Raw genomic sequence first — 12830 nt, 5'->3', positions numbered from 1 at the left:
AACCGCTGCAAATCCGGGGGGCGGATCGTAAGCGGCGGTAATAATTAAACTTTTTTTCAAAACTTGCTTGACGCCCCCCTGAAAAACCCGTTTAATGCGCCCCGTTGCCCAGATAGCTCAGTCGGTAGAGCAGGGGATTGAAAATCCCCGTGTCGGCGGTTCGATTCCGTCTCTGGGCACCACCTTCAGTTTTCAGGTGGTGTCAAGCACACCTGAAGACACACAGAAAGCCCGCCTATTGCGGGCTTTTTGCTTTCTACGGTTTGCCAGCCGATTCGGCCTGGAGCCCCGCTCCCAGCAAGGCCGCGATACGCCCCACTGCCAGCATCAGGCAGCGCGCAAGCAGAGTGCTTGAGTGGCGCGCCGCACCTGGCACCTATTCACGATCGGTGAATACCACCCGCGCGCTGGCCAGCTCCTCCGCCTCCGGAGCCTCGAACACGCTTTCAGCAAAATCGAACATCGGCGGAGTGATCTCCATGACGTAGGTTTGCCCCCGCTGTTCATTGCGGCGTGCCACTCGACTGCGCCGCACTTCCGGCTCCGCGGTGACGTAGTGAAGTACGGCCGGGCTGGCATGCCGAGCAGCAAAGGCATAAGCCGTATCGCGTCGCTGGCGGCGAAGAAAGCCCAGGTCGAGGATGACGGAACCGCCGCAGCGCAACACCTCGCCAGCCATCGAGTAGATGACTGCCTCGCAACGATCCACTCGCTCGGCGAACCAGGCAGGGTTCATTGCCTGGACAGTGGTGCCCGGCGCAATGTCCGGCGCAAACAACTTGGCCATCCACGCATCCATCGAGAAAACCACGGCGCTACCGCCGCTCGAGAGTTCATGGGCATAAGTGGACTTGCCCGCTCCCACGGGCCCGCAAACCAGGTGGACAGCATTGTGTTCCATGATCAATTCCCTATTGAAAGTTCGGCAACACGATTTAGATCAGCGCCAGAGCGCGGCGGATGAATTGCGACAGCGAGTCGTCCAGGCCCGTGTATCGACTCAGGCCAGGTTCTTGCTCATAGGCATGGCGCACCTTGCGCTCAAGCTCCGGGTCGTCACCGTAATGGGAGGCCCGAAACAACCCCCACCACTGTCGAGCCAGTTCCTGCATGCCAGGGGATGCGGCTTCGAGGCCGTTGCGCTGATGCTCGCGGGCCAGCGCGATCAAGGGCTGCCACTGCCAGAGATGCTCGAGTTGGCGCCGGGTCAGGTCTCTCTGCTCGGTGGGGGTCAGGTAGTTGCCCAATAGCGCTACTCGAGCATGTGTGAATGCCGTCATGACCCAATCCAGCATGGCGTCATGAATGCCATTGAGTTGCTGCGCTCGCCGGGAGTTGCGCTGGAGCGCCGTCAGCTTGAAGGCCAGCCCGGTATCCTCTGCGACGGTCAAGTGCACCAGGCGCATCCAGCGCCATGCCAGTGCCTGCGCATGCGCACAGTGATCTGGCATCTGCGCCGCCATGGCTGACTGGACATCGGCCACCAGCACTTCCCAGTCCCGCTCAAGATCGTCCAGCCGCTCCTCTACAGCCAGCAAGGCAGCGATCTCGCTCTCGGACAAGACCTCCTCTTGCAGCACCAGCATCTCCAGCCTGTCGATCCAGTCGACGCCGAGGAGCACAGCACCTTTGCACACCGTCTGGTTCAGCCTCAGCAGGCGCACGCGCAGCTTCTCGATCTGGCGTTGCTGCACAGCCAGGGATTCGAGTTGCCGGGAAATGAGCTCTGCGGGAGACAGGCTGTCCGCTTGCAGCATCTGCTTGATCTGGTCCAGCGAATGCCCGCCCTGCTTGAGCAACTGGATACGCCCCAAACGAGCGGCGTCGGCTGGTGAATACAGCCGACTACCGCCATTGGAGCGTGCGGATGGAGAAAGCAGTCCCAGCCCATCGTAATGATGCAAGGTGCGCACTGTAACGCCAGCCCTGAGAGCCAGTTCACCGATCTTCAACATTCCTCACCTGCCTATCCATGCCGAGCAATGATTGAAGACAGCATAAATCCTCACGCTACGTCAGGTTCAAGCCCCCAGGGCCGCGCTCAAAAGCTATCCCAATGGACGTTGAGATCGCGCCGGGCGCTAGCGGCGACATCGATCGTGCTACGCCGTTCGAGGCCCTTGCGGGTAGTGACGACCTGGAACTTGCCGGGGGGCAGTTGCACATAGACGATCGGCCCTACCCCGGCCAGGTTCAGCAGGGAATGCCCCTGGGCATTCTCGATCGCCACGTCCACATCCGAGGTGTACTGGTTCTGCGGGCCGACGGAAAACGTCAGGTGCAGGTTGTAGCCCCTGACCTGCTGGATGGCCCGCGACTCGTCCAGGCCGATCCCGCCACTGAGATAGGCGATACCGTTCTGCTGTTGCGGCACCAGCTGGACGCCGGCCGGATCGATCGGCTCGCTGCTGGCGACGGCGCCCAGTGCGCTGGGCGATGCCAACGCAAGCAGCACCACGGCTAGCGCCGACATGACACTGATGGAAGAGCATTTCATGATGACCACTCCCGGGTTCGTTTCGAACCACTGCAATGGGACGCCACCATCAAGCCTCCAGCCCCAGGATCGGTAGCGCCCGGGCCTCCCCTATTGCATCTCGAATGGCCAAGCCACGGCGGCCTTGCACAGCCGGCCCGCCTCAAGCTCCCAAATGTCAGTGTACGCCCCGAGATCGGCGGTTTTAGACCGATTCGGCACCATGGCTTGAGCAAAGGCGCCTAAGGCCGACTCAGTCCGCCCCAGACGCCATCAATCCCTCGAGCGCGGCATCGGCCTCGGCCCGCTGCGCCGGGGTCGGTCCGCCGGCGAACCGGCTGCGCCCCTGGTCCAGGGCCAGGTAGGCGTTGTCGCCATCGCCCCAGATGTAGGAGTAGATGAACAGGAAGCTGTCGGAGTCGGGCTGGCAGAAGGCGGCGACGCCACGCAAGGGCGCCAGCAGCTGGATCATCTCGCCGTAGTTGTCGGTGAACTCCAGCAAGGCGAACTGCCAGCGGCCGGTGCGCGGATCATAGTGCGAAGCGCTACCCTGCCCCGCCCAGATCTGCACCACCTCCTGCAGGCTGCGCGCACCGGAATCCTGCAACCACTGGGCATCGACCCGCGCCGAGCCGTACATGTCCTTGCTGTCGAACCACTTCTGCCAATCGCCATAGGAGATCGCCGGGCGTGGCGCCGCCGCCATGGCATTGGCGTATTGCTCGGGAGTCATGGTGCAACGCAAGTACACCGAGGAGGGCTCGCTGGCCTGCGCCTGCCCGGTCACCATCAATAGCGCCGCCAGCGCCAGCCCTGTCCATGAGCGAAATTGCATCGTTGTCGTTCCTGATCGATCAAGAAAAAGCCGCCAGCATACCCGCACCGATACAGATCAAGCGCGCGTCTGGGCGCAGCACAACCCACTCAACACCGGGCACTGACCTACCATCTCAAGCAGGCGCCTGCGCCGCCTGCCAATGCTTCATCTCCTCGGCAATGAAATGCTGCACCAAGTCGCTGTACAGCTTCTCGATCGCGTCCGCGCTCAGGCCTTCGGCCTCGGCCCATTCGCGGCGGGTGGCGAGCATCGCCTTGAAGCGCTCCTCGGCCCGTACGGTGGCCGCCGAAGTCTTGAACTTCGACGCGGCCAGCACGTACTTGAAACGCGCGCCCAGCAACGCAATGACCGCCCGATCCAGGGTGTCGATTTCCCGACGGATATCGTCCATGCCCTGGCATTGTTCCGGGCTCATCTGGTGCTTCACTTCCATGCTCAAGGCTCCATTGACGTCTAGGGATACCCGGCCTTGGCCGGCCCGGATTATTCCCATGGCGGCGCATGGGAGTAAAGTTGCGGCTCGCGCCCATCCGACCGCCAAGGAACTGCTCGCGTGAACCAGAAGAGAACCCGAATCCCCCTGCCCCACCCCAAGCCCGGCAAGACTGGCAGGGGGGCCTGGGTATTCCTGCTGATCGGTAGCGTGCTGTTGGCACTCACTGCACTGCTGGGCTGGACCCTGGGGAGCGCGGTGCGCCAGGGCGTGATTGTCACCAGCAACCGCGCCGGCCCGAAGCTCGCCTATAGCCTGGAGCTACAGCCCACCCAGTTCTACGCCGAACTGCTCTGGCAGGGCACCACCACTCTGCTACTGGGCGCACTGGCAGTTGCCGCGCTGTGGATTGGCCGGTTATTAATGAGCACCGACAAACGCCGCCGCTGAACCTGAACCCCTCACTCCGGCCATCCAGGAACAACCTCCCATGTCCCTGCTGTCACCCCCCGAACAGCCCGTCTCGGACCCCGCCAAGGTCGAACCTGCCAGCGGCCCCAGCGAGAGTTTCAACGAACCTGCCGCAGACGGTTTCCTGATTGGTGGCTTTGCCTGGCGCCACGCCCAGCCTGATCCGCAGCGCCCGGTAGTGATCATCAGCGCCGCCACCTCGGTGCGCTGCCGTTATTACTTCCGCTTCGCCGACTACCTGTTCGCCCACGGCTTCGACGTCATGACCTATGACTACCGCGGCATCGGTGAGTCCCGCCCAGCGGCCCTCAAGGGCTTCAAGGCCTCCTGGTCGGATTGGGGCACCCTGGACTTCGAGGCCATGCTCAAACGCGCCCAGAGAGAGTTTCCCGGGCAACCGATCGACATTGTGGGCCACAGCTTCGGCGGCTGCGCGGCAGGCCTTGGCGAGTCGGCTGGACAAATCCGCCGCATAGCCACCATGGGGGCGCAATTCGCCTACTGGCGCGATTACGCCCCACAAGTGCGCTGGCGCATGCTGGGCAAATGGCACCTGGCAATGCCCCTGCTGACACGCCTCTACGGTTACTTCCCCGGCAAACGCCTGGGCTGGATGGAGGATACGCCGGCGGGGGTGGTCAGCGACTGGAGCACTCCCCACCCTCGTTACGAGGGACGTCCCAGCGGCCGCAGGATCGCCGCCGAGCGCAATGGCCAGCCCTTCGCCCACGTCACGGCACCGATCCTGGCCATCAGCCTCAGCGACGACCCGTTCGGCACCGTGGCCGCCATCGAGCGCTTGCTGGGCTATTTCCACAACAGCCCATGCACTCACCTGCGCATTTCCCCACAAGACATCGGCGAAACCGAGGTCGGCCACTTCGCGTTCTTCCACAGCCGTTTCGAAACCCGGCTCTGGCCGATCATGCTGGGCTGGCTGCGCCACGGCGAGCTGGACAGCCGCAGCCCTGGGCGCATCGTCCCTCGCCCCTGAGCGGCCCAGGACGCCACCTCCCGGCCGATGGCAGGTGCCCCGCCCTCGATTTACTGGCATCCTTGCCCGCCTGACCGGGCGCCACCCTGCGGCGCCCCATGCGATACACCTTCAGGCAACAAGGTAAGACGCCCATGGCATCTGCGAACAAGCAACAGAAAAGGGCCCAGCGGGCGAAAACCAAGGCCAAGCAAAACCGTACCAAGCGTACTGCACCGACCTCGGAGCTGGACCTGGACCCCAACGACAGCCGCATCGATTTCGAGTCGGTGGACCTGACCGAGCTGTTCGTGAAAATGCGCGAAGCCGAGAAAACCAGCCAGCAAGCCATGTGCGCGACGTTCCTGGCGGACCCGCTGCTGGAGTTGGTGTACGAACAGGAAGGCGAAGAAGGCGCCACCGACTTCATCCTCGCGGCACTGATCGAATACCGGAACTGGTCCACCGAGGCCGACGAAGCCACGGCGCTGGCCTGGATCGAATCCGAATCCTTCCAGGCCGACTATGTCGCCGCTTCCCAGGCACTGTTCAGCGACAAAGGCTGAGGGCTGCCGACAGGCATGAAAAAAGGGCGCATCCAGTGGATGCGCCCTTTTGCATTTCAGCTACGAGAGCTGCCCGATACTCAGGCCGCTTCCAGCCGCGGGATTTCCATGCCGATGCGCGAGCTGGCGAAGTTCAGGTCGCCGCTGGCAATGGACTGGGCCTTAAAGCCGGCACCGATCAGGTCACGGACGAACAGCTTGTTGTAGATGAACATGAACACCAGGTTGCTCAGGCCAAAGGTGAACATGGACAGCAGGAACATGATGGCTGCCCATTTCCAGTCGGCGCGGAACAGAGCCGGGATAAAGCCGAAGAAGAACACGGTCCAGGAAAAACCAACTGGTGCTTCCTTGATGGCTCCGGTGTTCGGGTTTTTGAAGATGATTTTAGTGAACGCCATGCGCGTCTCCTTGCCGCCCCATATTGAGGAACCAATGACCGGGCGATCACCATTGGAACCTGAATGCTCAGTTCTTCGAGATGGGACCATCGGCCACGCCAAAGACAGGCGCAGACAAGTCAGGAGCAGGAAAGGCGAAGCAGGTGCAAGGTAGGTGGCAACGGATCCGAAGTTCCGACAAGCGTTCAATCCCTTGTACTACAGCGCTATTCCATAGCTCCTCTCACGCTGGCACGCAAGAGCTCTTATCGAAGAGCGCGCAGGCTACTATTTCGCCTGCATGCTGTCCACGAAACGCCATGTAACAAGTCTCAAATCCAATAAAAAAGGCCGCTGTCAATGCTGGCAGCGGCCTTTTCCTGCTCTCAAGCGTTCAACCTGTCAACTCAAGGCCAGGGCACCGTTGCGCTCCAGCTTGCGTCGACGCGCCACCAGAAGTCCGGCAACCACCACGATGATGCTCAGCAAGCCGGTGGCGAGGATCTCGGTCTGGTGCTCCGGCTGGCACAGCATGATGCCCAGGATCGCCACAATGAATACGATCACCGCATAGGTCAGGCCGGGAAACAGCCACATGCGAAAGGCAATTTTCTCGCCGGCGGCCATGCGTTTTTGGCGCATGCGCAATTGCGATACCGCGATCACCAGGTACACCAGCAGAGCAATGGCACCGGAACTGGCCAGCAGGAACTCGAACACCGCAGCCGGGGCTACATAGTTGGCGAATACCGCAAGAAAGGCCGCGGCAGTGGACAGGATCACCGCCCAATAAGGCGTACCGCTGGCATTGGTGCGCTTGGCGGCAGCCGGCGCATCACCACGCTTGCCCAGGGAGAAGAGCATGCGCGAGGCCGTGTAGAGCGCCGAGTTCAGGCAACTGGTCACAGCCACCAGCACCACCAGGTCGACGATCAGCTTGGCATTGGGAATCCCCATGCGCTCCAGCACAGTCTGGTAGGAACCGACCTGGGCCAGGCTTGGGTCGTTCCATGGCACCAGGGCCACGACGATAAAGATCGACACCAGGTAGAACAGGCCGATCCGCCAGATCACCGAATTGGTGGCCTTGGTGATCTGCTTGCCCGGGTTGTGGGACTCGGCCGCGGCGATGGTGACGATCTCGGTCCCCATGAACGAGAACATGGTGGTCAGCATTGCCGCCAGCACCGCGCCCAGACCGTTGGGCATGAAGCCCTGGGTGTCGACCAGATGCGCGACGCCACTGACCTGGCTATTGGGCAACAGGCCACAGATGGCCGCCAGGCCCAGGATCACGAAACCGATGATGGCCACCACCTTGATCAGGGCGAACCAGAACTCGAACTCACCGTAGTTCTTCACGCTGAACAGGTTGGTGGCAGTCAGCAGCAGGGTGATCACCAGGGTAAACACCCAGATCGCCACACCAGGGAACCAAGCATGCAGGATGGTGGCGGCGGCATTGGCTTCCAATGGGATCACCAACACCCAGAACCACCAGTACAGCCAACCGATGGTGAAACCGGCCCAGTGCCCGATGGCACGGTCGGCATAGGTCGAGAACGAACCCGTGTCCGGCGAGGCAACCGCCATTTCCGCCAGCATGCGCATGACCAGTACCACCAGGGTACCGGCGGCGGCATAGGCCAGGAGTACGGCCGGACCGGCCTCGGCAATGGCATGGCCGGAACCGACGAAGAGACCGGCACCGATGACGCCAGCGATCGACAGCATCGTCACATGCCGTGGTTTGAGCCCCTGTTCGAGGTCATTGGAGAGTTGCGTACCGCTCATGGAAAGCACCTTTGCAACGAAAAAAGACTAACTCCACCCGGCTTGCATTCGTTCTCGTAAAAAGAAATCAACAGGGCGTGCTTTATTTCATACGCAAGATTTGCGCCAAAATGTTACAGAGCCCCAGGCATCGCGGGTTGGCCAACCGACCGGCGGAGATTCGCAAGTACTTGAGAACAATGGCATTTCGCCACGGCGTTACCAGGCAACCCAATTGCAGAGCGAAATCGCGCACCAGAAACACACCCGGAAAGTAGCGAATGCCCAATTAAGAAGCGGATCGATGACCTTTGGCCCGTTAACCCTTCCAACACCCGGCCAAAGCTGGCACCATCGCGCCTTTTTTTACGCGACACCCGCCGGATTCAGGGTTCAAACGGGCGTTCGGTTGTTGATGGGGCGACAGTCAGCTGTGCCGATGCGACAACCTGTCACATGCTCCCCGTTTACCTCCGGCAGTGCTGTTGGCTGCGATTCGAACCCTATGCTAGCTTGGCGCCTCGCCAGGAAGGCAGCCCAACAGCAGGAGCACAATGAACTCTATGAGGACCGCACATGGCTGAGGCCACGCCCGCGCTTGAAATCCGCAACTTGCACAAACGCTACGGCTCCCAGGAGGTACTAAAGGGTATCTCGCTGACCGCACGCGACGGTGACGTGATATCGATCCTGGGTTCCTCCGGTTCCGGCAAGTCCACTTTCCTACGCTGCATCAACCTGCTGGAAAACCCGCACCAGGGCCAAATCCTGGTGGCCGGTGAAGAGCTCAAGCTCAAGGCCGCGAAGAACGGCGAGCTGATAGCCGCCGATGGCAAGCAGATCAACCGCTTGCGCAGCGAGATCGGTTTCGTATTCCAGAACTTCAATCTCTGGCCGCACATGACGGTGCTCGACAACATCATCGAAGCGCCACGCCGAGTGCTGGGCCAGAGCAAGGCCGAGGCCATCGAGAGCGCCGAGGCCCTTTTGGCCAAGGTCGGCATTGCCGACAAGCGCCACGCCTACCCGGCCCAACTGTCCGGCGGCCAGCAGCAGCGTGCCGCCATCGCCCGGACCCTGGCGATGCAACCCAAGGTCATCCTGTTCGACGAGCCGACCTCGGCCCTGGACCCGGAAATGGTCCAGGAAGTCCTCAATGTGATCCGCGCCCTGGCCGAAGAAGGCCGCACCATGTTGCTGGTCACCCATGAAATGAGTTTTGCCCGCCAGGTCTCCAGCGAAGTGGTGTTCCTGCACCAGGGTCTGGTAGAAGAGCAAGGTTCGCCGCAGCAGGTCTTCGAGAACCCGCTTTCGGCACGCTGCAAACAATTCATGTCCAGCAACCGCTAACGGAGCTAAACGCATGCAGAGCTATAAGAAAATCCTCCTGGCCGCTGCCGTCACCCTGGCCTTCAGCGCCAGCGCTGCCGCCGAGACCCTGAAGATGGGCATCGAGGCAGCCTACCCACCGTTCAACAACAAGGACGCCAGTGGCCAGGTCGTCGGTTTCGACAAGGACATCGGCGATGCCCTGTGCGCCAAGATGAAAGTCGAGAAGTGCGAAGTGGTCACCTCCGACTGGGACGGCATCATCCCGGCCCTGAACGCCAAGAAGTTCGACTTCCTGGTGTCCTCGCTGTCGATCACCGACGAGCGCAAGCAGGCGGTGGATTTCACCGACCCGTACTACTCCAACAAGCTGCAGTTCATCGCACCGAAGAAGGTCGACTTCAAGGTCGAGAAGTCCTACCTCAAGGGCAAGGTGATCGGTGCCCAGCGCGCGACCCTGGCTGGCACCTGGCTGGACGACCGCAACATGGAAGACGACTACGGCGTCAGCATCAAGCTCTACGACACCCAGGAAAACGCCTACCTCGACCTGCTCTCCGGTCGCCTGGACGGCATCCTCGCCGACAAGTACGTGCAGTACGAATGGCTCAAGAGCAAGGACGGCCAGAACTTCGAGTTCAAGGGCGAGCCTGTGGTGGAAAGCGACAAGATCGGTATCGCCGTGCGCAAGGGCGACCCACTGCGCGAGCGCCTGAACAAGGCCCTGGCCGAGATCAAGGCCGACGGCACCTACAAGAAGATCAACGACAAGTACTTCCCTTTCAGCATCGAATGATCCTGAACTGCCTGGCCGGCGCACTCCCCTGAGTGCGCCGCTCCTCTGCAACGCCTTGCGATATGACTAGACCATGAATCTCGACCTTTACGGATTCGGCCCGGCGCTCGCCGCTGGCGCGCTGATGACCGTCAAACTGGCACTCTCGGCGCTGTGCCTGGGGCTGGTGCTCGGCCTGGCCGGTGCCCTGGCCAAGACTTCGCCCTACAGGCCCCTGCAATGGCTGGGCGGCGCCTATTCGACCGTAGTGCGTGGCGTTCCGGAGCTGCTCTGGGTCCTGCTGATCTATTTCGGCACGGTCAACGGCATGCGTGCCCTGGGGGAGTTTCTCGGCAACCCCGACCTCGAACTCAACGCTTTCTCCGCCGGGGTCATCGCCCTCGGCCTGTGCTTTGGCGCCTATGCCACGGAGGTGTTCCGTGGCGCGCTGCTGGCCATTCCCAAAGGCCATCGTGAGGCCGGCCTGGCCCTGGGCCTGTCGAAATGGCGGATCTTCACCCGGCTGATCATGCCGCAGATGTGGCGCGTGGCCCTGCCGGGCCTGGGCAACTTGTTCATGATCCTGATGAAGGACACCGCACTGGTCTCGGTGATCGGCCTTGAAGAAATCATGCGCCATGCGCAGATCGGCGTGACCGTCACCAAGCAACCGTTCACCTTCTATATGGTCGCCGCCTTCATGTACCTGGGCCTGACCATCCTGGCCATGATCGGCATGCACTTCCTGGAAAAACGCGCCGCTCGCGGCTTCGCAAGGAGCGCCCAATGAACTGGGAAGTGATCATCAAGTGGCTGCCGAAGCTGGCCCAGGGTGCAACCCTGACCCTGGAGCTGGTAGCCATCGCCGTCATCGCAGGCCTGCTGCTGGCGATCCCCCTGGGCATCGCCCGCTCGTCGCGCCTGTGGTACGTGCGCGCCCTGCCCTATGCCTACATTTTCTTCTTCCGCGGTACGCCGCTGCTGGTGCAACTGTTCCTGGTGTACTACGGCCTCGCGCAGTTCGACAGCGTGCGCGAAAGCTCCCTGTGGCCCTACCTGCGTGACCCGTTCTGGTGTGCCACCGCCACCATGACCCTGCACACCGCGGCCTATATCGCCGAAATCCTGCGGGGCGCGATCCAGGCCATTCCACCTGGAGAAATCGAAGCGGCACGGGCCCTGGGCATGTCCCGGCCCAAGACCCTGTTCTACATCATCCTGCCGCGAGCAACGCGCATCGGCCTGCCGGCCTACAGCAACGAAGTGATCCTGATGCTCAAGGCCAGTGCCCTGGCCAGTACCGTGACCCTGCTGGAACTGACCGGCATGGCCCGGACCATCATTGCCCGGACCTACCTGCCGGTGGAGATCTTCTTCGCCGCCGGGCTGTTCTACCTGCTGATGGCCTACATCCTGGTGCGCGGCTTCAAGTTGCTGGAGCGCTGGTTGCGGGTCGAGGCCTGCCAGGGACGCTGAGTCCCTCCCGCTTCCACCTGGAAGCGGGCCTGTTCCGGACGTCACGCCATGCCCCCGACTCTCCAAGGCCCCGCCCTGCTGACTCGCTTCCAGGCCCTGGACAGCTTTCTCCTGGAGCACCAGGACCTGTGGCGCCCGCGCCCCTTCCACCACCTGCAACTGCCCTGGGAAGCCCGGCATCCCGGGCTTGCACAATGGCTGCGGCAACGCTCCCTCGAGGACGCCGAGGCGGCCCACAACCACCCTGAACAGCTGGACGCACCTGCGCCCTTCGCCGAACTCACCGCCCAGTCCCAGGCCTTGGGCAACGTGGCAGAACTGCCCGGCGCAGGCTTGCCAGCCATGCGCCAGCGCCTGAGCGTCGATGTGCCCGGGCGCAAATGGCAGCAGATCGAGGCCTTCTCCGCCCGCCTGCAATTCGACCGCACACCCACTCACTGGCTCGACTGGTGCGCCGGCAAGGGCCACCTCGGCCGACGCCTGCTCCAGCCCGGGCAGCAATTGACTTGCCTGGAATACGACCCAGCGCTGGTGGCCAGCGGCGAACAACTGAGCCAACACCATGCCCTGTCCGCCCGTCATCTCCAGCAGGATGTGCTGGCGGCAGGCGCCGCATCGCACCTGAACCCGCAATGCGCCCCGGTGGCCCTGCACGCCTGCGGCGATCTGCATGTGCGCCTGATCCAGTTGGCCAGCCAGCAGGGTTGTCCACAGTTGGCCATTGCCCCGTGCTGCTACAACCGCACCAGCGCCAGCCACTACCAGGGTTTATCCACAGCCGCCCAGGCCTCTGCGCTGGCATTGTCCGTGGATGACCTGGCCCTGCCCATGAGCGAAACCGTGACCGCCGGCGCCCGCGTGCGTCGCCAGCGCGACACCTCCATGGCCCGCCGCCTGGCCTTCGACCTGCTGCAACGCCAGTTGCGTGGCGTCGATGACTACCTGCCCACCCCCTCGCTGCCCAGTCACTGGCTGGACAAGCCGTTCGCCGAATACTGCCGCGACCTGGCAAGGCTGAAAGAATTATCCACAGTGGGCGAGCAGGACTGGCCAGCACTGGAGGCCGCTGGCTGGCAACGCCTGGCCCAGGTACGCAACCTGGAACTGCTGCGCGGTTTGTTCCGCCGCCCCCTGGAGTTGTGGCTGGTGCTGGACCGGGCGCTGTTCCTGCAAGAGCAGGGGTATGCCGTACGCCTGGGAACCTTCTGCCAGGCCTCCTTGACCCCGCGCAATCTGCTGTTGCTGGCAGAACGCCGATAACCCGCCGCTGGGCCTGCCCCGACCCTTGCTGGTTGCACTTGCCCCCACGAAAGAAAAACCAAGTTCGTTGCAGCTACTAG

Annotated in this window: 15 protein-coding genes and 1 tRNA gene; 9 read left to right on the top strand and 7 right to left on the bottom strand. The window is 62.4% G+C overall.

Features of this window, described 5'->3' with window-relative positions:
- Positions 1–106: 106 nt before the first annotated feature.
- Positions 107–182: transfer RNA gene (locus C4K39_RS01830), tRNA-Phe, on the top strand.
- A gap of 194 nt (positions 183–376) precedes the next feature.
- Here C4K39_RS01830 and C4K39_RS01825 read toward each other — a convergent pair.
- The 5 genes from C4K39_RS01825 to C4K39_RS01805 form a co-directional block, all read right to left on the bottom strand.
- Positions 377–901 (bottom strand): P-loop nucleotide/nucleoside kinase family protein, encoded by a 525-nt coding sequence (locus C4K39_RS01825; protein WP_068589481.1) that lies wholly within the window; start codon positions 899–901, stop codon positions 377–379.
- Positions 902–935: 34 nt separating this feature from the next.
- Complete coding sequence (locus tag C4K39_RS01820) at positions 936–1955, bottom strand: MerR family transcriptional regulator (RefSeq protein ID WP_124345537.1); 1020 nt, start codon at positions 1953–1955, stop codon at positions 936–938.
- Between the two features lie 86 nt (positions 1956–2041).
- Complete coding sequence (locus C4K39_RS01815; RefSeq protein ID WP_068589597.1) at positions 2042–2497, bottom strand: hypothetical protein; 456 nt, start codon at positions 2495–2497, stop codon at positions 2042–2044.
- Positions 2498–2729: 232 nt separating this feature from the next.
- Positions 2730–3311 carry a hypothetical protein gene (locus tag C4K39_RS01810; RefSeq protein ID WP_124345536.1) on the bottom strand — a complete coding sequence of 194 codons (582 nt, stop codon included), beginning with the start codon at positions 3309–3311 and terminating at the stop codon, positions 2730–2732.
- Positions 3312–3426: 115 nt separating this feature from the next.
- A complete protein-coding gene (locus tag C4K39_RS01805; protein WP_068589490.1) occupies positions 3427–3747 on the bottom strand; it encodes an isochorismate lyase in 321 nt (106 codons plus the stop codon).
- A gap of 120 nt (positions 3748–3867) precedes the next feature.
- Between C4K39_RS01805 and C4K39_RS01800 the strand changes: the two genes are divergently transcribed.
- The 3 genes from C4K39_RS01800 (at position 3868) to C4K39_RS01790 (ending at position 5757) form a co-directional block, all read left to right on the top strand.
- Positions 3868–4197 (top strand): hypothetical protein, encoded by a 330-nt coding sequence (locus C4K39_RS01800; protein WP_124345535.1) that lies wholly within the window; start codon positions 3868–3870, stop codon positions 4195–4197.
- 40 nt (positions 4198–4237) lie between these two features.
- Positions 4238–5212 carry an alpha/beta hydrolase family protein gene (locus tag C4K39_RS01795; RefSeq protein ID WP_124345534.1) on the top strand — a complete coding sequence of 325 codons (975 nt, stop codon included), beginning with the start codon at positions 4238–4240 and terminating at the stop codon, positions 5210–5212.
- Positions 5213–5346: 134 nt separating this feature from the next.
- Positions 5347–5757, top strand: coding sequence for a hypothetical protein (locus C4K39_RS01790; protein ID WP_124345533.1), 411 nt, complete (start codon positions 5347–5349; stop codon positions 5755–5757).
- Between the two features lie 80 nt (positions 5758–5837).
- On the opposite strand, the gene C4K39_RS01785 is transcribed toward C4K39_RS01790, so the two are convergent.
- Together C4K39_RS01785 and gabP are read right to left on the bottom strand one after the other, a co-directional pair.
- Positions 5838–6158, bottom strand: a complete 321-nt coding sequence (locus C4K39_RS01785) for a hypothetical protein (protein WP_068589502.1) — start codon at positions 6156–6158, stop codon at positions 5838–5840.
- Positions 6159–6539: 381 nt separating this feature from the next.
- A complete protein-coding gene (gene gabP / locus C4K39_RS01780) occupies positions 6540–7931 on the bottom strand; it encodes a GABA permease (RefSeq protein WP_068589504.1) in 1392 nt (463 codons plus the stop codon).
- 555 nt (positions 7932–8486) lie between these two features.
- On the opposite strand from gabP, the gene C4K39_RS01775 reads away from it, so the two are divergent.
- The 5 genes from C4K39_RS01775 to C4K39_RS01755 all read left to right on the top strand — a co-directional run bounded on the left by C4K39_RS01775 (position 8487) and on the right by C4K39_RS01755 (position 12750).
- On the top strand, positions 8487–9260 hold the full coding sequence (locus C4K39_RS01775) for an ABC transporter ATP-binding protein (protein WP_068589507.1): 774 nt from the start codon (positions 8487–8489) through the stop codon (positions 9258–9260).
- A 13-nt stretch (positions 9261–9273) separates the two neighbouring features.
- Complete coding sequence (locus tag C4K39_RS01770; protein ID WP_068589510.1) at positions 9274–10035, top strand: ABC transporter substrate-binding protein; 762 nt, start codon at positions 9274–9276, stop codon at positions 10033–10035.
- 73 nt (positions 10036–10108) lie between these two features.
- Positions 10109–10804 carry an ABC transporter permease gene (locus tag C4K39_RS01765; protein WP_068589513.1) on the top strand — a complete coding sequence of 232 codons (696 nt, stop codon included), beginning with the start codon at positions 10109–10111 and terminating at the stop codon, positions 10802–10804.
- Positions 10801–11490, top strand: coding sequence for an ABC transporter permease (locus tag C4K39_RS01760; RefSeq protein WP_068589516.1), 690 nt, complete (start codon positions 10801–10803; stop codon positions 11488–11490). The genes C4K39_RS01765 and C4K39_RS01760 overlap by 4 nt, the downstream gene beginning before the upstream one ends.
- A gap of 48 nt (positions 11491–11538) precedes the next feature.
- Complete coding sequence (locus C4K39_RS01755; protein WP_124345532.1) at positions 11539–12750, top strand: methyltransferase; 1212 nt, start codon at positions 11539–11541, stop codon at positions 12748–12750.
- Positions 12751–12830 lie beyond the last annotated feature (80 nt).

This window comes from Pseudomonas sessilinigenes (assembly GCF_003850565.1).
GTDB lineage: Bacteria > Pseudomonadota > Gammaproteobacteria > Pseudomonadales > Pseudomonadaceae > Aquipseudomonas > Aquipseudomonas sessilinigenes.
The sequence above is the reverse complement of the archived record's forward strand: the minus strand, read 5'-3'. Positions and strand labels throughout refer to the sequence as shown.